A 21,295-nucleotide genomic window follows, 5' to 3' on the forward strand; every position below is an offset into this window, starting at 1 on the left:
CCTCCTCACCCGTGGGGGTGATCGCGGCGGGGCCGGATACCGGAGGCTAGGGCGGTGGTCCAGGAGCGATCGCGCGACTGCGCGGGCGCGGCCCCACCCAGGAGGTGGCGGTGCAGGCCAGCGCGGTCGGGAGTCTCCGCGTGGCTGGCGGTGAGAATGATGTTCCCGTAGCGCTTTCCCTTGAGCATGGGCGGGTCCGCGATGGCCTCCACGTGGGCAAAGACCTCCTTAAGCCCCGCGATCTCGGCGCGCGCCTCTGCGAGGTCGGCCCGCGTGCCGCAGTTGAGCACCAGTAGCCCTTGGGGCGAGAGCGCCTGGGAGCAGCGCTGATAGAACTCCACCGTGCTCAGCGGGCGCGGGGTGGTGGTGCCGGAAAAGACGTCGCGGATGAGAATATCGCGGGAGTCCTGAACAAAGCTATCGGTGACGGCCCTGGCCTCGCCCACGCGAATCTTCACGGTGGGGGAACGTGGAATGTCGAACCACTGGCGCACATACGTAGCCAGGGCGCTATCAATCTCCACCACCGTGTTGCGGGAGCGCGGGTAGACGGCCGCGAAGTACCGCGCCAGGGTGCAGGCCCCGCCGCCGAGGTGGGTGATTCGCAGGCGCTGCGGGTCAAGGCGGTGTTCCACCGCGTGCTCGATCGCGGCGGCGGCCCAGCGCATGTAATCAAAGGAGAGCAGGCGCGGATTCCCCAGGGCGATGTGGCTGGAAATGGCGCCATTGACCAGGAGCGTCCAGGAATCCTGAGCGCCCTGATCGCGCTCCAGGGTGGCGGTGCCGGTGCTGATCTCGTAGGTGCCCGCCTGCGGGGCGGGATGGTGCTGGCGGGCCATGCGGATCATCTTAGGCGGTGGCGTACACTGGCCCCGGATTAGGCTGTGCCCCCGCTGCGGCGCGCCGGATTGCCGGACGCCCCCGTGGCGGCGTCGATAAGCGGGGTAGGAATGGATAAAGAAAGGGGCACGGGGATATGCGGGTATTGGCCGCGATGAGCGGAGGGGTGGACTCCTCCGTGGCCGCTGCGCGGGCCTTGGCCGCCGGGCACGAGGTGGTGGGGGTGCATCTGGCGCTCTCCCAGGACCCGCAGACGGTGCGGGAATCCTCCCGGGGCTGCTGTTCCCTGGAGGATTCCGCAGACGCGCGCCGAGTGTGCGATAAGCTCGGTATTCCGTTTTATGTGTGGGACTTCTCCGACCGCTTCAAGGAGGAGGTGATGGAGGACTTCGTAGATTCCTACGTGCGCGGGGAAACCCCCAACCCCTGCCTGCGCTGCAACGAAAAGATCAAGTTTGCGGCGTTGCTGGAACGCGGGATCGCCCTGGGCTTTGACGCGGTGGTCACCGGGCATTACGCCCGGATCACCCCCGATGGGTATCTGCGCCGCGCCATCGACCCGCGCAAGGATCAGTCCTACGTGCTGGGCGTGCTGGGCGCGCACGAGATCGAGCACTGCCTGTTCCCGGTGGGCGATACCCCCAAGCCGCAGATCCGGCAGGAGGCCGCCGAGCACGGCTTCTCCACGGCCACCAAGCCTGATTCCTATGACATCTGCTTCATCCCGGATGGCAATACCACGGCCTTTTTGGGCTCGCATATCGGCGTGTGCCCCGGCATGATCGTGGACGGCGAGGGTACGCAGTTGCGCCAGCACGACGGCGTGTATGGCTTTACTATCGGCCAGCGCAAGGGGCTAGACATTAAGACCCCGGCCGCCGACGGCCGCCCCCGCTACGTCACCGATATTGACGCCGCCACCGGCACCGTCACCGTGGGTTCGCACGAGGACCTCAGCGTGAGCGAGATCGAGGCGGATCGTCTCAAGTACCTGCACCCGGGCATGACGGGCACTCTGGACTGCCAGGTGCAGGTGCGTGCCCACGGCGGGGTGGTGGACTGCCGGGCGCACATCGACCGCGAGGTCGATCGCATGGTGCTGGAACTGCGCGAGCCGCTTTATGGCGTGGCGCGCGGGCAGGCCGCCGTGCTGTACCTGCCCGATGAATTGGGAGACATCGTGCTGGGTTCGGGCACCATCTGCGGGACGCGGCGCTAATGCGGGCCTACGGCCTGGGCTCGCTGCCCGGAACCTCCGCGCGGGAGGCCGCGCGCATGGTGTTGGGGGAGACGGGCGATCTGGTGCACCTGCCGATCCTGCCCCAGCGCGGGTTGGACTCGCACCCGGTGGGGCGCACCGCCTCCCTGCTGCCGGGGATTCCGGTGGATCGCGGCCCGCGCGGCTGGGTGCTGCGCCCCGGTAACCTCCGCCTTTCCGACCGCCTGCGCCGCGACCTCGACGTCTGCGAGGAGGAGTGGGCGGGCGCGCCGGGCGCGGTTAAGGTGCAGGTCTTAGGCCCGTGGACCCTGGCGGCCAGCCTGGAAACCCCGCGCGGGCACCGGGCGGTCACGGATACCGGGGCGCTGCGCGATCTCACCGAGGCCCTGATCGAGGGCATCGCGCAGCACGCCGCCGAGGTCTCCCGGCGCATGGGGGCCGAGGTAATCGTGCAACTCGACGAGCCCTGGGCCGCGCGGCTTGTGGCCGGGGAGGTTCCCGGCACGCACGATTTTGACCGGATCGCCCCGGTGCCCCCGGAGGAATTGGGCGCGCGCCTGCACACGGTGATCGAGGCCGTGCGGGAGGAAACGCTGCTCAACCTGTGCGGCCAGATCCCGCCCTGGGCCGCCGCGCGCCGCAGCCAGGCCCGCACGGTGCTCGTCTCCGCCGATCAGGTGCGTACCACCGCGCTTATCGACGCCCTGGGCGAGCACCTCGACTCCGGCCTGCGGCTGGGCGTGGGGATCGGCCCGCAGCACCGCGATCTGCATGCGATCCTGCGGGAGTACTCACCCAGCGAGGAGGCCATCGACGTGGTGGCCGAGGGGCCGTTTTCCACCTTTGCCCAGGCCACGCAGACCTATCGCGCGGCGGCGCGGCTGGCGGAGTAGCCGGCCTCTGCCACGGCCTCGCGCACGGCGGCGTCGGCGGACTCATCGAGGGGAGCGGCGCTCTCAATGACCAGGGTGCCCTGTTCGGCGGAAACCTGTGTGACGCTTAAGTTCGGGAGGGCGGAAACCTCCTCGCGCACGGCGTTTTCGCAGTGGGAGCAGGTCATTCCGGTGACGTCATAGGTGGTGATCATTCCACCACTATATACCCGCTGAGCATATACCCACCGGGGGTATGGGGCGGGTCGGTGCAGGCGTGGGGTCAGGGGATCGAGGAAAGACAAAAGGCGGCGGGTGGGGTACCACCGCGCCGCCTTAGTGCATGCTGGAATGCGTGCTGGATCGAGTGTGTTTTACTCGGCCACCAGCGGGGGAGCCATCATGGCGATCTGATCGTAGCCGTTGATCTTCAGCACCTCCACGATCCGGTCGAAGGCGGCGGCGTCCTTCTCATAGTCAAAAGTCTCGGCCTGCTGGAGGGTCACGGAGTGATCGCCGGTGAAGGACACGGTGAGCAGCTTGTGGCCCGCGGCCTGCTCCTCCTCGAACACGGCGCGGTTCACGGCCAGCTGGCCGCCGTGGATGAAGAAGCCGGGGTCAATATCCTCGGTAGCCTCGGCGGCCTCGGATGTCTCCTTGGCCGGGGAGGCGGCGGCCACATCGCTGGCGGTGGAACCGGAGGCGATGTCCGGGATGTGATCGGCCGGGGAGATAAAGGGATTCAGGGCGAGCAGACCCGCGAGTGCGGAGGAAAGCAGAGTGCCAAGCATGGGCTTGTCTCCTTATATATGAAGCGAAATCGGAGGGTGGGCCTAGTATGCGGCCGGGGCACTGCCGCCGAGGCGGCAGGCCGGGGGAACTTAAGGCCCATCCGGGAACAAGGGAAACCCTACTCCTCAGACGTGTGCAATGCTCGTTGGCGCTCATTGACCGCGCATGGGCCAGGCCGTGTGGACATCGCTGGCGTCCCGATCGCGGTTTTCCAGATACCTACGGAACTCCGTCTGCATGTCGTAATACCCCACGGCCTGGAACTCCATCAGTTCCTCGCCGGACATTTCCAGCAGCTCAGGATAGATTTTCGTCTGCTTCCAGGCGATCCGGGCGGCCGCCAGGGCGTCCGAGGTGGCCTCGTGGGCGTTATCAATGCGCACCCCGTAGTGTGACGCCATATCGCTGAGCGTTCTTTTGCCTTTTCGGTAACGATCCTTGAGTTTGTCGATGACAAAGGGGTCATACACCGTGCCGGTGACGGTGAAATTCCCGGTCAAGTGCCGCAGCACCGTGAGGTCGTAGGCGGCGTTAAACACGATGAGGTTAAGCCCATCGGCCCACCCCTTGTGGATGCTCTCCACCGTGGAGCGCAGCACCTCCTCGTGGGGCTTGCCGTGCTCGCGGGCATACTCCGTGCTGATTCCGTGCACCTTCTGCGCGGCCTCGGGAATCTCCACCCCGGGGTCCGCCAGCAGCTCCGTGGGATTCGCGCCGGAGGAATCAATGCGCACCATCGCAGCGGTGACAATGCGGGCCTGCGTGGGGTCCGCAGAGGTGGTCTCCAGGTCAAAGGAGAGCATCGCGCCGGGATTGAAGTTGCTCATGCCCACCACAGTACGTGGGGAGGGCATAGATACAATCGGTGAGCGTGAGTGAGAACACCGGGACGAGTGCCAGCACCCAGGAAAACCAAGCCCACCTGCGCCGCAAGTGGGAGGATTTGGCCCAGGAGATCCGCCATCACCGCAGGCTCTATGACAACGAGCAACCGGTGATCCCCGATGCTGACTATGACGCCCTGTTCCAGCGGCTGCTCGAACTAGAGCGCGAGCACCCCGAGCTGGCGGTGCCGGAATCACCAACCCAGCAGGTGGGCTCCCCGGTGCTGGATTCCACCCAGTTTGAGGACGTGGAGCACCCGCAGCGCATGTACTCCTTGGATAACGCCTTTTCCACGGAGGAATTAGGGGAGTGGTTTGCCCGCACTCCCGCCAGTGCGTACCTCACGGAGCTAAAAATCGACGGCCTCTCCATCGATCTCATCTACGAGCGTGGAAAACTCGTGCGCGCCGCCACCCGCGGCGATGGTGCCGTGGGGGAGAACATCACGGCCAACGCCCGGGTGATCGAGGATATTCCCCACGAACTGCGCGGGGAGGACGTGCCCGAGATGGTGGAGATCCGCGGCGAGGTATTCATCGCGGTGGAGGACTTCTCCGAGGTCAATGCCCAGCGCATCGCCTCCGGGGGCAAGCCCTTTGCTAATCCTCGCAACGCGGCGGCCGGATCGCTGCGGCAGAAGAACGTGGAGGACGTGCGCACCCGCCGCCTGCGCATGATCTGCCACGGGATCGGCGCGCGCGAGGGCTTCGAGCCGGGAAGCCAGTACGAGGCATACGAGGCTTTGCGACGCTGGGGCCTGCCCGTCTCCCCCTACACCCGCCTGGTGCGCAGCCAGCAGGAGGTGTACGAACAGGTGGCGTACTGGGAGGAGCACCGCCACGACGCCCTGCACGAGATGGACGGCCTGGTGATCAAGGTGGACGCCCTATCCCAGCAGCGCCAATACGGGTTCACCAGCAGGGCCCCGCGCTGGGCGATCGCCTATAAGTACCCCCCGGAGGAGGTGACCACGCGGCTGCTGGACATTCGCGTGGGCGTGGGCCGCACCGGGCGGGTGACGCCCTTTGCCGTGATGGAGCCGGTGCAGGTGGCGGGCTCCACCGTGGCGATGGCCACCCTGCATAACCAGACCGAGGTCAAGCGCAAGGGCGTGCTGATCGGGGACACGGTGGTGATCCGCAAGGCGGGTGAGGTGATCCCGGAGGTCCTGGGGCCGGTGGTCGAGCGTCGCGACGGCACCGAGCGCGCCTTCATCTTCCCCACCCTCTGCCCGGTATGCGGCACGCGGCTGGCCCCGCAAAAGGAGGAGGACGCGGATTGGCGCTGCCCCAATCACCGCAGTTGCCCGGCGCAGTTATCCGCGCGCCTGACCTACCTCGCCGGGCGCGGGGGATTCGACATCGAGGCCCTGGGGGAAAAGGGCGCGGAGGATTTGATCCGCACCGGAGTTCTGCGGGACGAGTCCACCCTCTTTGATCTCACGGAGGAGGACCTGCGGGCCTCGGCGGTGTACACCACCACCAAGGGGGCGGTGAATGCCTCCGGACGCAAGCTCATCGCGAACCTGGAACGGGCCCGCCACGCCGATCTCTGGCGGGTGCTGGTGGCCCTCTCGATCAGGCACGTGGGCCCCACCGCCGCGCGGGCGCTGGCGCAGCGCTATCACGACGTGCAGGCGATCCTCAGCGCCCCGGTGGAGGAACTGGCCGAGATTGAGGGGGTGGGCCCGGCGATCGCGGCCTCCGTGGTGGCCTGGGGCGAGGTGGACTGGCACCGGCAGATCGTGGAGCGCTGGGCCGCCGCCGGGGTGACCATGAGCGAGGACACCAGCGATCAGCCCGCGCAGGTGCTAGAGGGCATGACCGTGGTGGTCACCGGCACCCTGGAGGGAATGAGCCGCGACGAGGCCAAGGAGGCCATCATCGCCAGGGGTGGCAAGGCGGCGGGATCGGTGTCCAAGAAAACCACCTACGTGGTGGCGGGAGAGAACGCCGGTTCCAAGGAAACCAAGGCACGGCAATTAGGCGTGCCGGTATTGGACGAGGAGGGCTTTGCGGAGCTACTGCGGGGAGAACTGTAGGGGAGCATTGCGGCGAGGAATGCTAAGCGACGCTTTTATTATCTCCTTATTATCTCCACGATGTGGTCCTGTGCCTCCTTAGCCTCTGGGATTGGCATGGCCACGTACACGTGGTTCATGGCGGGGGCGACGGTGTAGTTATGCTCAATTCCCGCCGCCTCTAATTTTTCGTGGAACAGTTGATTATCGGGATAGAATATCTCGTGGGTGCCCACGAAGATGGATATTTTCCCTAAGCCGTTGAGATCCCCGTGTAATGGGCTGACGTAAGGGAGCGTCATGGCCTCTTTGCTCCCGGCCCATAGGCGGCCCAATTTATTCAGACCCCATGCGGAGAGCATGGGGTCCACGCCCTCGTATCGGGGGATCTCGGGATTCGTGGTGGCAACATCGAGCCAGGGGGATAGCAGGATGATGTTCTTGGGCTGCGGTAGATCTTTATCCCGAAGGTGCATGGCAAACCCGAGGGCAAAGCCTCCTCCGGCGGAGTCGCCCATGAGGGTGATCTGTTCGGGGGAGGAGACGCCCTCTATAACGGCGCGGTAGAGGGAATCCATGAGGGGAAAATCTTGCGCATAGCCATTGTCCGGCAGCTTTGGGTAGATGGGGAAAATGACCTTGGCGTCAAGCGAGCGCGCTATGCGGGCGAGCATCTTGTAGTGGAAAGGGGAGGGCTGGTGCAGGTATGCGCCGCCGTGGATATACAAGATTACTCGCTGCCGGTCATCCTTCCTATCGTTCCAGGTGAAAACCTGCATTCCGCTTTGGTGAGTCTCGGTGACGGCCATTCCCACGTATTTCTGGGGGTTGGGTAGGGGCTTGCCGTTTTCCGTCCTCATGGAATCGAGTAATTTATTAAAAGAATCTTCGGAATCCTGTTGGAATGTCTTTTTTGATGTGCTGATCCACAGTACTTTTTCGACTAATATGCTGCGGAGGGAGCGCTGGACTTTCGGGTGATTCTTTGCGTTGGGGGCGATGGAAACCTTGGATGCTGCCCAGGAGAGAGGATTCATGGATATGGTGTTTTCAGTCCTTGTTGGTAGATAAATGCCTCCATTACGATATTGTGATCGTTATCATTCTGTCAATTTTTGCACACAGGCGCATATTGATTGGGGTTCATTTATGTCATGCCTGTTGCGCTGGTGGCTTGCGGGGTAGAAGCGCCTGTCCGTGGCCTCGTGCTGGTGAGAAGTTGCTCCTGCTGCTGCGGTCGGTAGTGTAGGAAAAATAAATGCCAGCAGCGTCACCGACTCTCCGCGAAAGGTCAGCCTCTGATGCCTCCCATTCCGCCAGCCCTCATCATGCCCGCTCTTGATGTGCTGGCCATCTCCGTGCTCGTCTTTGCCATTTACTTTCCCCGCCATCGGCGTACCGATCTCGTGGTGGCCTTTCTGGGAGTCAATATCGGCGTGTTCGGCGTAGCCACCACGTTGGCCTCTCACGAGGTGGGCATGGGGCTGGGAATGGGGCTCTTTGGCGTGCTGTCCATCATTCGCCTGCGCTCCTCGCAGATCTCGCAGACGGAGGTGGCCTATTACTTTGCCGCGTTGGCGATTGGCCTGGTGGCGGGGCTGAGCAGCACTCCCTCCGTCACGGATGTGGCGGTGATCGTGGCGATCGTGGCGGTGCTGGCCCTGGCCGATTCCCGGTGGTTCACCGGCCGCTCCACCTCCCAGGAGGTGATGGTGGAGCGCGCAATCGCGGACAGGGCCGAGTTGGTGGAGCACCTGGAGCAAACCCTGGGCGCGCGGGTGCTGGGGGTCAAGGTCATCCGCCTGGACTGCGTGAATGACACCACATGGGTATCCGTGAATCTGGATACCCGCCCCGCTCGGGTTCCGGCAAGTACGGTGGCCGCGGGAGCGGGCGACCCGGCGTGAGGACCGTTGATGCCCTAACCCCCATCGGCCTCGATGAGATCAACGCCGAGGCCGCCATGCTCACCCGCGTGGATCGCAAGTACGTGCTGCACCGAGAACAACTCGATGAGGTGCTGCGCCACATACCGGGGGATACCCGCGTGCTGGAGATCGCCGGGGTGCGCCAGCAGCGCTACCGCACCATGTACTTTGACACCGCTGATCTGCTTAGCTATCGCATGACGGCACAGCAGAGGCGACGCCGGTTCAAGGTACGCACCCGGGTGTATCAGGACACTGAGGCTTCCTTCTGCGAGATCAAGACCGCAGGCCCGCGCGGCTTGACGGTGAAGCAGCGCGTGCCGATCGAGGTGGCGGAGGCCCTGGATAACGTGCTGCCCCAGCACGCCGCCCCGTGGGTGGACTCCGTCTTGAGTGCGGCCCGGGTGCCCGCCCGGCACCGAACCCTGCGCCCGGCGCTGCTCAACGAGTATCGGCGCATCACTCTGCGTCCGAGCGATATGGGGCGGGTCACCATTGATACGGACATTGCCTTTGGTCCCGGCGGGGATCAACCGGCCGGGGTGGCGGCGGATGCCGTACAAGGCTTTGGGATCGTGTACATCGAGACGAAATCCGGCAGCAGGCCCGGCCGCCTGGATCGCGTGCTGTGGTCGCTTGGTCATCGCCCCGCGCGCGTCTCCAAGTTCGGCACCGGCATGGCGGCGTTAAATCCCACCCTCGCGCACAATAGATGGACGCCCATCATGCGCGAATATTATTCCCTTTAATAAGGGATCCTATGCGGTCGCCCCGGCCCTGGCGGGACGCGGCACCAACCCCCGTGCGGTTAGCGCCGCTGGAGGATCGCCCCGCACACCGTGGCGAGGTTGCCCAGGTGGGCGACCTCGCTGGCCAGGAAGTCCGGACCGCCGGGGCGACCCACGATCACCACGAGGTCGGTTCCGGGGAGGGGAGCGGCCGCCAGGGCGGAATCGAGGAGGGACCAGGACTCGGGAACCCAGGCCTCCGCCTCCGGTTGCAGGGTGCGCGCGGAGGTCACGGGAATGGCCTCCGGGTTGGTGTGATTATCCTCCGGGGCGGCGGAGGAGGCGGCCACTCGGGTCACCGGGGCGCGGGTATCGAGCACGATGGCCCAGGAGGAGGTCATGGAGCGAGGCAGCACCCGCACGAGTTCCTCCATCGCCGGGGCCACGTCCTCGGCGTGGCGGGCGACGTCGGCAAGCATCTCGATCTGCCCGCGCCGGTCCACCCGGCCGGAAAATGGCCTGATGGAGTCCACCAGCACGCCGTCCACGGATTGCGCGGCGGAGATGAGGCTATCGGCCAGGGTGCCGGTGGGCAGGCTGATGACGAGGTCGTCCATCACGGTGCCATCGGGGAAGGCCTCCACCACGTCCACGGATTGAATGTTGGCGTCGATGGCCCCGAAGGCCTGGGTGAGCAGGCTGAGGCTACCGGGGGCGTCCGGGAGGAGAACACGAATGAGATAGGGCACGGCACTTAATGGTAGCGGGCAATGCCGGTGCGGGGAGGCTTTCCCGGTCAGGCGCGGGTGAGGGGTCGCCTGCGCGCAGGGGTGGATTATCATGGGCGGGAGTCTGGAATGAACGAGCCGAAGAAGGATGGGAAGCGTGCCTAAGATTTCGCGCGATGAGGTGGCCCACCTCGCAGAACTAGCCCGCCTTGCGCTGAGCGAGGAAGAATTAGAGCAGTATGCCGAGCAGATCGACGGCATCATCGCCAACGTCTCCGGCGTGCAGCAGGTCGCCGCGCAGGGCGTGGAGCCCATGAGTCACCCGCACTCTATTAGCACCACCATGCGGGCCGACGTCCAGGAGACCACCCTCACCGCTGAGCAGGCCCTGGACCAGGCTCCCGAGGTGGAGCAGCAGCGTTTCGTCGTACCGCAGATCCTGGGGGAGTAATACCAATGAGCACCTATATCAAGCCCCAAGACGGCCTGACCTCCCTGAGCGCCGCAGAGCTGGCCGCCAAGATTCATTCCCGCGAGGTCACCTCCCGCGAGGTCACCCAGGCCCACCTCGACCGCATCGAGGCCACCGATTCCGCCCTGCACGCCTTCCTGCATGTGGGCGCACAGGAAGCGCTTGAGGCCGCCGACGCCGTGGACGCCTCCCTCGATCGAGGCGAGGCCCCGGCCTCGGCACTCGCGGGCGTGCCGCTGGCCCTCAAGGACATCTTCACCACTACCGACGCCCCGACCACGGCGGCGTCGAAAATGCTGGAGGGTTACCGTGCCCCCTATGACGCCACGGTGACCCGGAAGATCCGCGAGGCCGGTATCCCGATCCTGGGCAAGACCAACCTGGACGAGTTTGCGATGGGTTCCTCTACGGAGAACTCCGCCTTCGGCCCCACGCACAACCCCTACGATCTCGACCGCACCGCCGGCGGCTCGGGCGGCGGCACCTCGGCGGCCCTGGCGGCCGGCCAGGCTCCCCTGGGCATTGGTACCGATACCGGCGGCTCGATCCGCCAGCCCGCGGCCCTGACCAACACCGTGGGCGTGAAGCCCACCTACGGCACCGTCTCGCGCTATGGCCTGATCGCGTGCGCCTCCTCCCTGGATCAGGGCGGGCCGTGCGCGCGCACGGTGCTGGATACCGCTCTGCTGCACGAGGTCATCGCCGGGCACGATCGCTTTGACGCCACCTCGGTGGATAAGCTGGTGGCTCCCGTGGTGGCGGCCGCGCGCGAGGGGGCCTCGGGCGACCTCAACGGGGTTAAGGTGGGTGTGATCAAGCAGTTTGACCGCGAGGGCTGGCAGCCGGGCGTGATGGAGAACTATCACGCGGCCCTGCGCCAGATGGAATCCCAGGGCGCGGAACTGGTGGAGGTGGACTGCCCCCACTTTGATGATGCCCTCAATGCGTATTACCTGATCCTGCCTTGCGAGGTCTCCTCCAACCTTGCCCGCTTCGACGGCATGCGCTACGGCAAGCGGGTGGGCGATGATGGCAGCCATTCCGCCAACGAGGTCATGGCGCTTACCCGCGCCGAGGGCTTCGGCCCGGAGGTCAAGCGCCGCATTATCCTGGGCACCTATGCGCTGTCCGTGGGTTACTACGATGCCTACTACTTGCAGGCCCAGCGCGTGCGCACCCTGATCGCCCAGGACTTTGCCAAGGCCTACGAGCAGGTGGACATTCTGGCCTCGCCCACCACGCCCACCACGGCGTTCAAGCTGGGGGAGAAGGCGGCGGACCCGCTGGCGATGTATAACTTCGACCTGTGCACCCTGCCGCTGAACCTGGCCGGGCTGTGCGGCATGTCCGTGCCCTCCGGCTTTGCCGAGGACACGAATCTCCCCGTGGGACTGCAACTCATGGCCCCGGCCTTTGCCGATGATCGCCTCTACCGCGTGGGCGCGGCCTTCGAGGCCGGGCGGGCCGCCTAGCTGTTATGTCCCGGACACGTTGCCCCGGCCTGCCGCACCGGCCGGGACAAACGGGAAGAAAGGCGGGGCCTAGCGGGCGTCAGAGAGCAGGTGCGCGGCACCGGCGGTCACGGCGGTGACGGTGAGCACCGCGGGCCAGGAGCCGATCTTCTTGGCCAGCGGGTGGCTGGCCCCAAAGCCCGCCACGTACGTGGTGGCCAGCACGGCGGTGGTGGCCGGGTTAGTCTTGGCCAGCCAACTGCGCCCGGCCCACACCCCGGCGGCCGCCAGCAGCGCGCCTCCCAGCGGTCAGATTCCCGTCTCGCGGGCGGAGAGCCATCCGCCGAGGAGGCCGGTGGCCACCACGGCGGCGGTATTGACGTCTTGGGGCTTCTTTATTTCCATCATTCCCATGCCCGCTGATCTTAGCGCCGCAGCGGCGATGGAGGGCGGTTTTTGGCGATGTGCCAGAGCGCGGACGCAAGGCCGCAGGGCTATTAGAATGGTCGCCATGCGTATTGCGACCCTCACCTCCGGTGGTGACTGCCCTGGCCTCAACGCTGTGATCCGTGGCATCGTGCGCACGGCCAGCTCCGAGTTTGGATCGACGGTTGTCGGTTACGAGGACGGCTGGGTGGGCCTGATGGAAGATCGCCGCGTGCAGCTCTACGACGACGAGCGCATTGACAAGATCCTGCTGCGTGGCGGCACGATCCTGGGCACCGGACGCCTCCACCCCGATAAGTTCAAGGCGGGCCTGGATCAGATCAAGGCCAACCTGGCGGACGCCGGGGTGGACGCGCTGATCCCCATCGGCGGCGAGGGCACGCTCAAGGGGGCCAAGTGGCTCTCCGATAACGGTATTCCCGTGGTGGGGGTGCCCAAGACCATCGACAATGACGTCAATGGCACCGATTACACCTTTGGCTTTGACACCGCCGTTTCCGTGGCCACCGATGCCATCGACCGCCTGCACACCACCGCCGAATCCCACAATCGCGTGATGATCGTGGAGGTGATGGGCCGCCACGTGGGGTGGATCGCCCTGCATGCGGGCATGGCCGGGGGCGCGCACTACACCGTGATCCCCGAGGTGCCCTTTGACATCGCGGACATCTGCAAGGCGATGGAACGCCGCTTCCAGATGGGCGAGAAGTACGGGATCATCGTGGTGGCTGAGGGTGCCCTGCCCGCCGAGGGCACGATGGAACTGCGCGAGGGGGAGGTGGATCAGTTTGGCCACAAGACCTTCACCGGGATCGGGCAGCAGATCGCGGACGAGGTCCACGCCCGGCTGGGCCATGACGTGCGCACCACCGTGCTCGGGCACATTCAGCGCGGCGGCACGCCAACCTCCTTTGATCGCGTGCTGGCCACCCGCTACGGCGTGCGCGCGGCGCGGGCCTGCCACGAGGGGCACTTTGGCAAGACGGTGGCCCTGCACGGCGAGAATATCGAGATGATTCCCCTGGCCGAGGCCGTGGGCACACTCAAGGAGGTACCGCTGCGCCGCTACGAAACCGCCCAGGCGATGTTTGGTTAAACACGATCGCGGGATACAGTGGCCTCCATCGCTTTATGCGATGGGGGTCGTTCTCATATGACCTGTATGGCCGGGTTGGTGGAACCCGCTGCGGGAATGAAGCGGCTGCATCGCACCCTGAGAAAAGGAGGGGCACCATGCCCGATCATCACGCCTCACCCACGGGTGCCTCCGGGAGGGCGGCGACGCCACCTCGGCAGGCCGAACCCCGGCAGGCCGATAAGCAGCGTCGCGCCTACTTCCTCGCCGCTGTGGGCTTTCCCCTCTTGGTGGTCCTCGGCGGGCTCGTGGGATTTGCGGCCCCCGGAGCCGTTTCCGAGCTTTCCGGGGCCACCACCTGGCTTCTGGGCCTGGTGATGTTTGCCATGGGCCTAAGCCTGCGTCCGGCGGATTTCCTCCTCGTGGCGGCGCGCCCCTGGCCGGTGCTGCTGGGTGTGGTGGCCCAATACGTCATCATGCCGCTGGCGGCGGTGCTGGTGGTGTGGCTGTTGCGCCTGCCCCCGGAGATCGCGGCGGGGGTGATCCTGGTGGGCTGCGCTCCGGGTGGCACGAGTTCTAACGTGGTGTGCCTGCTCGCGCGCGGGGACGTGGCGCTTTCGGTGGCCATGACCTCCATTTCCACGCTGCTCGCCCCGGTGTTTACCCCGTTGCTCACGCTGTGGTTGGCGGGGGAGTACATGCCGCTTCAGGCCTCCTCGATGGCGCTATCCATCGTGCAGATGGTGCTCATACCCGTGGTGGGCGGGCTGGTGGTGCGCTGGCTCTTCCACGCGGCGGTGGAGCGAATCCTGCCCGCGTTGCCCTGGGTCTCGGTGGGGGCCATCGCGGTGATTGTGGCGATCGTGGTGGCGGGCTCGCGGGATAAGATCCTCAGCGCGGGCCTGGTGGTGCTGGTGGCGGTGATCCTGCATAACGCCCTGGGCTTCCTCCTGGGCTACGGCGCGGCAAAGGTCACGGGCCAGTCCGTGACGGTGCGCCGCACCATGAGCATCGAGGTGGGAATGCAGAACTCCGGCTTAGCAGCGGGGCTGGCGGCCAAGTACCTCGATCCGCTGTCCGCTCTGCCGGGTGCGGTGTTCTCCGTGTGGCACAACATCTCCGGGGCGATCTTTGCGGCCGCCTGCGGGGTGGCGGATCGGCGCAGGGAGGCCTCCGGCGATGCGGGAACGCGCGCGTAGCGGGGAAGGAAAGCCGCGGGGGCGTCGATAAGCAAAACCCGCAAGAAAAGCCCCGCCCGCCGTGTGCCGTAGCGCGGCTGAGCACTAGACTGTGGGGCTATGACTGCCGCGAGCTATGACCTGATGGATTTTGATGAGGTTCTGGAGAAGTTTGACCCGGTAATGGGCCTTGAGGTGCACGTGGAACTGGCCACGGAAACCAAGATGTTCTCCTCCTCCTCCGCGCACTTTGGCGCGGAGCCCAATACTAACGTCGATCCGGTCTCCCTGGGCCTGCCGGGCGCGCTGCCCGTGGTCAATGCCAAGGGCGTGGAGTGGGCCATCAAGATCGGCCTGGCGCTGAACTGCTCGATCGCGGAATCCTCCCGCTTTGCGCGCAAGAATTACTTTTATCCCGACCAGCCCAAGAACTACCAGATCTCCCAGTACGATGAGCCGATCGCCTACGACGGCTATCTGGACGTGGTGCTCGACGACGGCACCGAGTGGCGCGTGGAGATCGAGCGCGCGCACATGGAGGAGGACACCGGCAAGCTCACCCACCTGGGTGGGGCCGATGGCCGTATTCACGGCGCCACCGCCTCCCTGGTGGACTGCAACCGCGCGGGTATTCCGCTCATCGAGATCGTGACCAAGCCCATCGAGGGAGCGGGGGAGCGCGCGCCGGAGGTGGCGCGCGCCTACGTGTCCGCGCTGCGCGACCTGGTCAAGGCCCTGGGCGTCTCGGACGTGCGCATGGACCAGGGTTCCATGCGCGTGGATTCCAACCTCTCCCTGCGCCCGGTGGGCACCACGGAGTTTGGCACCCGTACGGAGACCAAGAACATCAACTCGCTGAAGTCCGTGGAGCAGGCCGTGCGCTTTGAGATGCAGCGCCAGGCCGCCGCTATCGAGGCGGGCGAGGAGATCGTGCAGGAAACCCGCCATTATCAGGAGTCCGATGGCTCCACTTCCAAGGGGCGGCCCAAGGAGACGGCGGAGGATTACCGCTACTTCAATGACCCCGACCTTCCCCCCGTGATCGCCCCGCGCGAGTGGGTGGAGGAGATCCGCGCTACGCTGCCGGAGTTGCCGTGGGTGCGCCGCGCGCGGATTCAGCAGGAATGGGGACTTTCCGACGCCGAGATGCGCGACCTCGTCAATGCCGGTGCGCTCGACCTCATCGTGGAGACCACGCAGGCCGGGGCCACCGCCGAGGAGGCCCGCGCCTGGTGGGTCTCCTACCTTTCCCAGAAGGCTAACGAGGCGGGCGTGGAGCTGGACTCCGTGGCCGTGACCCCGCAGCAGGTGGCGCGCGTAGCGGAGTTGGTGCGCGAGGGCAAGCTCACCAATAAGTTGGGCCGCCAGGCTATCGACGGCGTGCTGGCCGGCGAGGGCGACGTGGACGCGGTGGTGGCCGCGCGCGGCCTGGAGGTCGTGCGCGACGATGGAGCCATCGAGGCCGCCGTGGAGGAGGCCCTAGCGGCCAACCCGGACATCGTGGAGAAGTACAAGGCGGGCAACACCAAGGTCACCGGAGCCATCGTGGGCGCGGTGATGAAGGCCACCCGCGGCAAGGCCGATCCCAAGCAGGTCAATGAGTTGATAGCGCGGAAACTTCAGTCATAACTGTCGCTTTCGTACAGAAGCAGCTACCCTGGTACCTCGTTCATACCCCGGCGTCGTGGCGGCGGGTGCGCCTGGGGGAGGCGCGCCTGCCCCGGTTGGGGCCCGGTGGCGCGGGGACGTCGATGAGGCTTAAAGGAGCTGTTTCTTGCTGTGAGGAAGTCAATTTCCATCGCTCTATCGTTCGTGGGATTGCTGGTGGGAGCCGGTTTTGCCACGGGCGCGGAGGTCATTCAGTACTTCATTTCTTTCGGTAGCGTCGGCATCCTCGGCGCGGTGATCTCGGGCATTATCATGACCGTCGCCGGGGCCGTGATCCTGGGCTTAGGCAGTTACTTCATGGCCGATGAGCACAACATGGTGTTCCGCAACGTGGCTCACCCGGTGATGTCCAAGATCCTGGATATTGGTGTGACGGCCACCCTCTTTGCCATCGGCTTTGTCATGCTGGCCGGTGCCGGGGCGAATCTGGAACAGCAGTTTGATATTCCGGCCTGGATCGGCTCGGGCATCATGACGGTGATCGTCATGGCGGTGGGCCTGCTGGATGTGGATAAGGTATCCAAGATCATCGGTGGAATCACCCCGTTGATCATCGTGGCGGTGCTCGGCGTGTTTATTTACACCATGATGAACCTCCCGGAGAGCACCGAGGGGATCAGCGAACTCGCCCAGCAGACGGATTCCCCGGTGAGCCCGTGGTGGCTGTCCGCCCTGAACTATAACGGCCTGGCCCTGTTGCTGGGTGTGTCCATGTGCCTGGTCATCGGCGGCAACCACTCCGATCCCCGCGCCGTGGTTCGCGGCGGCGTGATGGGCGGCCTGACGTACATGGTGCTGCTGGTGGTGGCGGCTGTGGTGCTCTTCCTGAACTTCCGCGAGGTGGGCAGCGCGAGCGTGCCCATGCTCTCGCTCTATGAGAGCATTTCCCCGGTGCTGGCGTTCATCATGGCGCTGATCATCTTTGCCATGATCTTCAACACTGCCATCGGCATGTTTTACGCCCTGGGTCGCCGCATGACGGCCAATAACCCCAGCCGCTATAAGCCGGTGTACCTGGTGCTCTGCCTGATCGGGTACGGCATTAGCTTCTTTGGCTTCGAGGCCCTGATGAATTACGTGTACCCGGCCATTGGCTACACCGGCATCGTCATGGTGGGCATGCTGGTGTACTGGTGGGTGAAGAACCGCTCCACGATCAAGGAGGAGATCGCCCGCCGCGATCGTATCCGCGAGCTGACCTATAACCGCGAGCACCCGGACGAGGACTTTTCGCGTGCCGACGCCCGCGAGTTGCAGCACCACACCCAGGCCTCCAACGTCACCGACGAGGTGCTCACCACCTCCATCGAGGAGGAGGTGACCACCGAACTCATGGAGGATGACTCCGTGGATTACGAGGGCCCGGAGGGCACCGAGCAGGACTCGGAAACCGGAGCGGCCCGATAGCCTCGCTGAAAGGCGTAGGGTGGCGGGCATGACGTATCAGCCCGCATCGCAACGCTACGAGGACATGCCCTACCGCCGGGTGGGTCGCTCGGGATTGAAACTCCCGGCGATCTCCCTGGGGCTGTGGCACAACTTTGGTGAGGATAAGCCGCTGGAGACCCAGCGGGCGATCCTGCACCGTGCTTTTGATCGGGGGGTCACCCACTTTGATCTGGCCAATAACTACGGCCCGCCCGCGGGCAGCGCGGAGGAGAACTTCGGCCGGATTCTGCGCGAGGACTTCGCCGGATACCGCGATGAGATGATCATTTCCTCCAAGGCCGGGTGGTACATGCACCCCGGCCCCTATGGCTTTGGCGGCTCGCGCAAGTACCTGATGAGTTCCTTGGATCAGTCGCTGCGCCGCCTGGGCGTGGATTACGTGGACATCTTCTATCACCACCGCCCCGATCCCGATACTCCCCTGGAGGAGACGATGTACGCGCTGCGCGACATCGTGGCCTCCGGCAAGGCCCTCTACGTGGGCATTTCCTCCTATGGGCCGGAACTTACCGAGCGCGCCGCCGAGATCATGGAGGAGGAGGGCTGCCCGCTGCTGATTCATCAGCCTAGTTATTCCATGCTGAACCGTTGGGTGGAGGAGCCGGGCGCGGAAAGCGGGGAATCCTTGTTAGAGACGGCGGCGGATAACGGCCTGGGCGTGATCGCTTTCTCACCCCTGGCCCAGGGCCTGCTCACCGATCGCTACCTCAACGGCGTGCCCGAGGGCTCCCGCGCGGCGGCCGGGAAAAAGTCCTTCCAGGAATCCATGCTCTCGGAGGAGAACCTGACGATGGTGCGCGGCCTCAATGAGATCGCGCGCGAGCGCGGGCAGAGCCTGGCACAGATGGCCATCTCCTGGGTGCTGCGCCGCCCCGAGGTCACCTCCGCGCTGCTGGGAGCCTCCTCCGTGGAGCAGCTTGACGCGAACCTGGACGCGCTGGGCAACCTGGAGTTCTCGGAGGAGGAACTGGCGGCCATCGACGCCACCGCCCGCGACGCCGGCATCAACATCTGGGCCGGGGCCACGGCCTCCAAGCGGGGCTAGGCTGGCTGGTTAGCGGCCTTTTAGCCGGTTAGAGCAGGGCGAGCTTGACGCACAGGGCGATCAGAATGATCCCGAAGGCGGCGTTGAGCCATCGCCACACGATGGGCCTAGAGAGCGGCCCGGAGAGTTTCCCGGCCCCGTATCCCACGGCGGTGAACCACAGGACGCTGGCGGCGAGAGCCCCGGCGATGAAGGCCCAGCGTCCCGTGGTGCCGTACTGCATGGAATACCCGCCGATCATCACCATGCCGTCGAGGTAGGCGCCGGGATTAAGCCAGGTCAGCGCCAGGGCGGCCAGGGCCGGGCGCACCCAGGTTTTTGTACCGGTGCGCTGTGCGGTGTGCGTCGTGGTACGGGTTTTCAGCGCGACGTCGCCAGTACCCTCCTCGGGGAGGGTTGTGGGTTGTGCCTCCTCGACCACCTGAACGCCCTGGTTGCTGCGGGGAAAGAGGGCGTCGCGCAGCGAGAGGAACGCGAACCACGCGAGGTAGATCACCCCCACCACCTTGAGAATATCCAGGGCCAGGGGATAGCGGGTGGTAATCGCCCCCATACCAAAGGCCCCGGTGGTGTACAGGATGACGTCGGAGACGATACACACCAGGATCACCGCAGTAATGCCCTCTTTACGGATCCCCTGCTTGATGAGCAGGATATTTTGCGGCCCCATCGCCACGATGAGGGAGATACCGAGCAGGAAACCAGCGAGCACAATGGACATGACAACAAGTGTCCGGGAATAGGTCTATGAAGTAAATCTTGTTCTTCTTCACCTGGTGTAGATATGCTTCATATATGCCTTTTTTGCGCCGTCCCGCCGTGTTTTATCGTGATGAATCTCATGGTGATTCCCGGTGAATCCCACGCACATGCTCACGCTCCTGGCCATTCTCGACGGCGGGAGTTTTGAGGCCGCCGCCGCGGAACTGGGCATTTCTCCCTCGGCGGTGAGCCAAAGGATCAAGGCCCTAGAGCGCGAGGTGGGCCGCGTGCTCATTCGCCGCACCACCCCGGTGGGGCCTACTGACGCCGGGGAGGTGCTCGCCCAGGCCGCGCGCCGCATGGCCTTGCTTCAGGAGGAGGCCAATGCCCAACTGGGTAGGCGCATTGGCCGGGTTCCGCTTGCCGTGGCGGTCAATGCGGATTCCCTGGCCACCTGGTTCCGGCCGGTGCTGGCGCGCGCCGCAGAGTGGAGGAGCGTGGCCCTGCAATTGCGCCTGGAGGACGAGGCCCATACTCTCACCCTGCTGCGTCGCGGGGACGTATTGGGGGCCATCACCCGCGAGGAAACCCCGGTATCGGGGTGCCACGTGGTTCCCCTGGGTGTGATGAAATACCGGGCGGTGGCCACCGCGGAATTGCGCAGCAGATATAGCACCGCCGAGGGGGTCGATTGGGCGCACATGCCGGTTCTGCGCTTTGGGCCCAATGACGTCCTCCAGGACGCCGATCTGGACGGTCGGCTCGACCCCGGGGCGCGGCGGCGACGCCGCGTGAACCACATTCCCTCCTCGGAGGCGTTCGTGGAGGCCGCCAGGGTGGGGCTGGGGTGGGCGCTTTTGCCGCAGCAACAGGCCCGGCCACTGCTGCGCACCGGGGAACTGGTGGCCCTGGACGGTCGGGTGCACGAGGTGCCCCTGTTTTGGCAGCGCTGGCGGCTGGAATCCCTCTCCCTGACGCACCTCACCGAGGCGGTGGTGGAAGCCTCCGCTGAGCTGCGAAAATAGCGTTCGATACGTCCTGTCCCACCCACTTGTTAGCGTGAACGCCATGATGAAGAAAATGCTCACCGCCGCCGTGGTGTGCTTCCTATGCCTGATGGGGGTCACCTATTACGAATCCGGGGAGGCGATCCCGGGCGGCGAGCCTCCGGCGCTGGAGGGTGGCGATGAAGTCCAGCTTGAATCCTTGACGGTGAAGGGGCGTGCGCCCATGACGGGCTATTCCCGCGAGGCCTTTGGGCAGGCCTGGTCCGATGATGTGGAGGTAGAGGGCGGCCACAATGGCTGCGATACCCGCAACGATATTCTGCGCCGGGACTTAGCCGAGGTGGTGCTCAAACCGGGCACGCATGGGTGCGTGGTGGCCTCGGGAGTGCTGCATGATCCCTATTCCGGGGAGGCGATTGACTTTGTGCGCGGGGTGGATACCTCCCGGGTAGTACAGATTGATCACGTGGTGGCCCTGGCGGACGCCTGGGTCAAGGGCGCGCAGCAGTTAGACGAGGCCACCCGGCGCAACCTGGCCAATGATCCGCTGAACCTCATGGCGGTGGATGGGGGACTCAATGCGCAGAAGGGTGCGGGGGACGCGGCGACGTGGTTGCCGCCGAACGTGGGCTTCCGATGTGATTATGCCCGGCGGCAGGTGGCGGTGAAGCACCGTTATGGCTTGTGGGTGACCCAGGCGGAAAAGGACGCCCTGCGCGGGTTGCTCGCGCAGTGTTAGCGCGCTCGCACCGGGCCGTCATCGGCGCGCCAGGGTGGGGAACGCCCTGC

Annotated in this window: 21 protein-coding genes and 1 pseudogene; 14 read left to right on the forward strand and 8 right to left on the reverse strand. The window is 65.4% G+C overall.

Annotated elements, in window-relative coordinates:
* Positions 1–5 precede the first annotated feature (5 nt).
* A complete protein-coding gene (locus OLW90_RS04745) occupies positions 6–839 on the reverse strand; it encodes a fused MFS/spermidine synthase (protein WP_319651605.1) in 834 nt (277 codons plus the stop codon).
* 137 nt (positions 840–976) lie between these two features.
* Here OLW90_RS04745 and mnmA point away from each other — a divergent pair, with 137 nt between their 5' ends.
* Both mnmA and OLW90_RS04755 read left to right on the forward strand, forming a co-directional pair.
* Complete coding sequence (gene mnmA, locus OLW90_RS04750; RefSeq protein ID WP_319651606.1) at positions 977–2,059, forward strand: tRNA 2-thiouridine(34) synthase MnmA; 1,083 nt, start codon at positions 977–979, stop codon at positions 2,057–2,059.
* Entirely contained in the window at positions 2,059–2,952 is an 894-nt protein-coding gene (locus OLW90_RS04755) for a hypothetical protein (protein ID WP_319651607.1), read from the forward strand. The genes mnmA and OLW90_RS04755 overlap by 1 nt, the downstream gene beginning before the upstream one ends.
* Here OLW90_RS04755 and OLW90_RS04760 read toward each other — a convergent pair.
* From OLW90_RS04760 to OLW90_RS04770, 3 genes are all read right to left on the reverse strand, one after another.
* Positions 2,922–3,146 (reverse strand): heavy-metal-associated domain-containing protein, encoded by a 225-nt coding sequence (locus tag OLW90_RS04760; RefSeq protein ID WP_319651608.1) that lies wholly within the window; start codon positions 3,144–3,146, stop codon positions 2,922–2,924. The two genes, OLW90_RS04755 and OLW90_RS04760, sit on opposite strands and share 31 nt — an antisense overlap.
* Before the next feature lie 159 nt (positions 3,147–3,305).
* Positions 3,306–3,722 (reverse strand): hypothetical protein, encoded by a 417-nt coding sequence (locus OLW90_RS04765; RefSeq protein ID WP_319651609.1) that lies wholly within the window; start codon positions 3,720–3,722, stop codon positions 3,306–3,308.
* 153 nt (positions 3,723–3,875) lie between these two features.
* Positions 3,876–4,550, reverse strand: a complete 675-nt coding sequence (locus OLW90_RS04770; protein ID WP_319651610.1) for a 3'-5' exonuclease — start codon at positions 4,548–4,550, stop codon at positions 3,876–3,878.
* 44 nt (positions 4,551–4,594) lie between these two features.
* Between OLW90_RS04770 and ligA the strand changes: the two genes are divergently transcribed.
* Entirely contained in the window at positions 4,595–6,649 is a 2,055-nt protein-coding gene (gene ligA / locus OLW90_RS04775) for an NAD-dependent DNA ligase LigA (protein WP_319651611.1), read from the forward strand.
* A 38-nt stretch (positions 6,650–6,687) separates the two neighbouring features.
* On the opposite strand, the gene OLW90_RS04780 is transcribed toward ligA, so the two are convergent.
* Positions 6,688–7,665: an alpha/beta hydrolase gene (locus OLW90_RS04780; protein ID WP_319651612.1), complete on the reverse strand. Its 978-nt coding sequence runs from the start codon at positions 7,663–7,665 to the stop codon at positions 6,688–6,690.
* Between the two features lie 264 nt (positions 7,666–7,929).
* Here OLW90_RS04780 and OLW90_RS04785 point away from each other — a divergent pair, with 264 nt between their 5' ends.
* Together OLW90_RS04785 and OLW90_RS04790 are read left to right on the forward strand one after the other, a co-directional pair.
* Positions 7,930–8,535 carry a DUF4956 domain-containing protein gene (locus tag OLW90_RS04785; RefSeq protein ID WP_319651613.1) on the forward strand — a complete coding sequence of 202 codons (606 nt, stop codon included), beginning with the start codon at positions 7,930–7,932 and terminating at the stop codon, positions 8,533–8,535.
* Positions 8,532–9,305, forward strand: a complete 774-nt coding sequence (locus OLW90_RS04790) for a polyphosphate polymerase domain-containing protein (RefSeq protein ID WP_319651614.1) — start codon at positions 8,532–8,534, stop codon at positions 9,303–9,305. Before OLW90_RS04785 ends, OLW90_RS04790 begins: the two co-directional genes overlap by 4 nt.
* 59 nt (positions 9,306–9,364) lie before the next feature.
* On the opposite strand, the gene OLW90_RS04795 is transcribed toward OLW90_RS04790, so the two are convergent.
* Complete coding sequence (locus tag OLW90_RS04795) at positions 9,365–10,033, reverse strand: amino acid-binding ACT domain protein (RefSeq protein WP_319651615.1); 669 nt, start codon at positions 10,031–10,033, stop codon at positions 9,365–9,367.
* 136 nt (positions 10,034–10,169) lie between these two features.
* Between OLW90_RS04795 and gatC the strand changes: the two genes are divergently transcribed.
* On the forward strand, positions 10,170–10,463 hold the full coding sequence (gene gatC, locus OLW90_RS04800) for an Asp-tRNA(Asn)/Glu-tRNA(Gln) amidotransferase subunit GatC (protein ID WP_319651616.1): 294 nt from the start codon (positions 10,170–10,172) through the stop codon (positions 10,461–10,463).
* A gap of 5 nt (positions 10,464–10,468) precedes the next feature.
* Positions 10,469–11,956 (forward strand): Asp-tRNA(Asn)/Glu-tRNA(Gln) amidotransferase subunit GatA, encoded by a 1,488-nt coding sequence (gene gatA, locus OLW90_RS04805; protein WP_319651617.1) that lies wholly within the window; start codon positions 10,469–10,471, stop codon positions 11,954–11,956.
* 69 nt (positions 11,957–12,025) lie between these two features.
* On the opposite strand, the pseudogene OLW90_RS04810 reads toward gatA, so the two are convergent.
* Positions 12,026–12,349: pseudogene (locus OLW90_RS04810) on the reverse strand (hypothetical protein).
* A gap of 97 nt (positions 12,350–12,446) precedes the next feature.
* Here OLW90_RS04810 and OLW90_RS04815 point away from each other — a divergent pair.
* The 5 genes from OLW90_RS04815 to mgrA all read left to right on the forward strand — a co-directional run bounded on the left by OLW90_RS04815 (position 12,447) and on the right by mgrA (position 18,797).
* Positions 12,447–13,478 (forward strand): 6-phosphofructokinase, encoded by a 1,032-nt coding sequence (locus OLW90_RS04815; protein WP_319651618.1) that lies wholly within the window; start codon positions 12,447–12,449, stop codon positions 13,476–13,478.
* Between the two features lie 137 nt (positions 13,479–13,615).
* Positions 13,616–14,656 (forward strand): bile acid:sodium symporter family protein, encoded by a 1,041-nt coding sequence (locus tag OLW90_RS04820; protein ID WP_319651619.1) that lies wholly within the window; start codon positions 13,616–13,618, stop codon positions 14,654–14,656.
* Between the two features lie 99 nt (positions 14,657–14,755).
* Positions 14,756–16,264, forward strand: coding sequence for an Asp-tRNA(Asn)/Glu-tRNA(Gln) amidotransferase subunit GatB (gene gatB, locus OLW90_RS04825; RefSeq protein ID WP_319651620.1), 1,509 nt, complete (start codon positions 14,756–14,758; stop codon positions 16,262–16,264).
* Between the two features lie 150 nt (positions 16,265–16,414).
* Entirely contained in the window at positions 16,415–17,710 is a 1,296-nt protein-coding gene (locus OLW90_RS04830) for a hypothetical protein (protein ID WP_319651621.1), read from the forward strand.
* A 19-nt stretch (positions 17,711–17,729) separates the two neighbouring features.
* Positions 17,730–18,797, forward strand: coding sequence for an L-glyceraldehyde 3-phosphate reductase (mgrA, locus tag OLW90_RS04835; RefSeq protein ID WP_319651622.1), 1,068 nt, complete (start codon positions 17,730–17,732; stop codon positions 18,795–18,797).
* Positions 18,798–18,825: 28 nt separating this feature from the next.
* Here the strand turns inward: mgrA and OLW90_RS04840 are convergent, their stop codons facing one another.
* On the reverse strand, positions 18,826–19,518 hold the full coding sequence (locus OLW90_RS04840) for a LysE/ArgO family amino acid transporter (protein ID WP_319651623.1): 693 nt from the start codon (positions 19,516–19,518) through the stop codon (positions 18,826–18,828).
* Positions 19,519–19,651: 133 nt separating this feature from the next.
* Here OLW90_RS04840 and OLW90_RS04845 point away from each other — a divergent pair, with 133 nt between their 5' ends.
* Together OLW90_RS04845 and OLW90_RS04850 are read left to right on the forward strand one after the other, a co-directional pair.
* Positions 19,652–20,524, forward strand: coding sequence for a LysR family transcriptional regulator ArgP (locus OLW90_RS04845; RefSeq protein WP_319651624.1), 873 nt, complete (start codon positions 19,652–19,654; stop codon positions 20,522–20,524).
* A 43-nt stretch (positions 20,525–20,567) separates the two neighbouring features.
* Positions 20,568–21,245, forward strand: a complete 678-nt coding sequence (locus OLW90_RS04850; RefSeq protein WP_319651625.1) for an HNH endonuclease family protein — start codon at positions 20,568–20,570, stop codon at positions 21,243–21,245.
* The last annotated feature ends 50 nt before the right edge of the window (positions 21,246–21,295 follow it).

It is taken from the genome of Corynebacterium sp. 21KM1197 (assembly GCF_033783015.1).
Lineage (GTDB): Bacteria > Actinomycetota > Actinomycetes > Mycobacteriales > Mycobacteriaceae > Corynebacterium.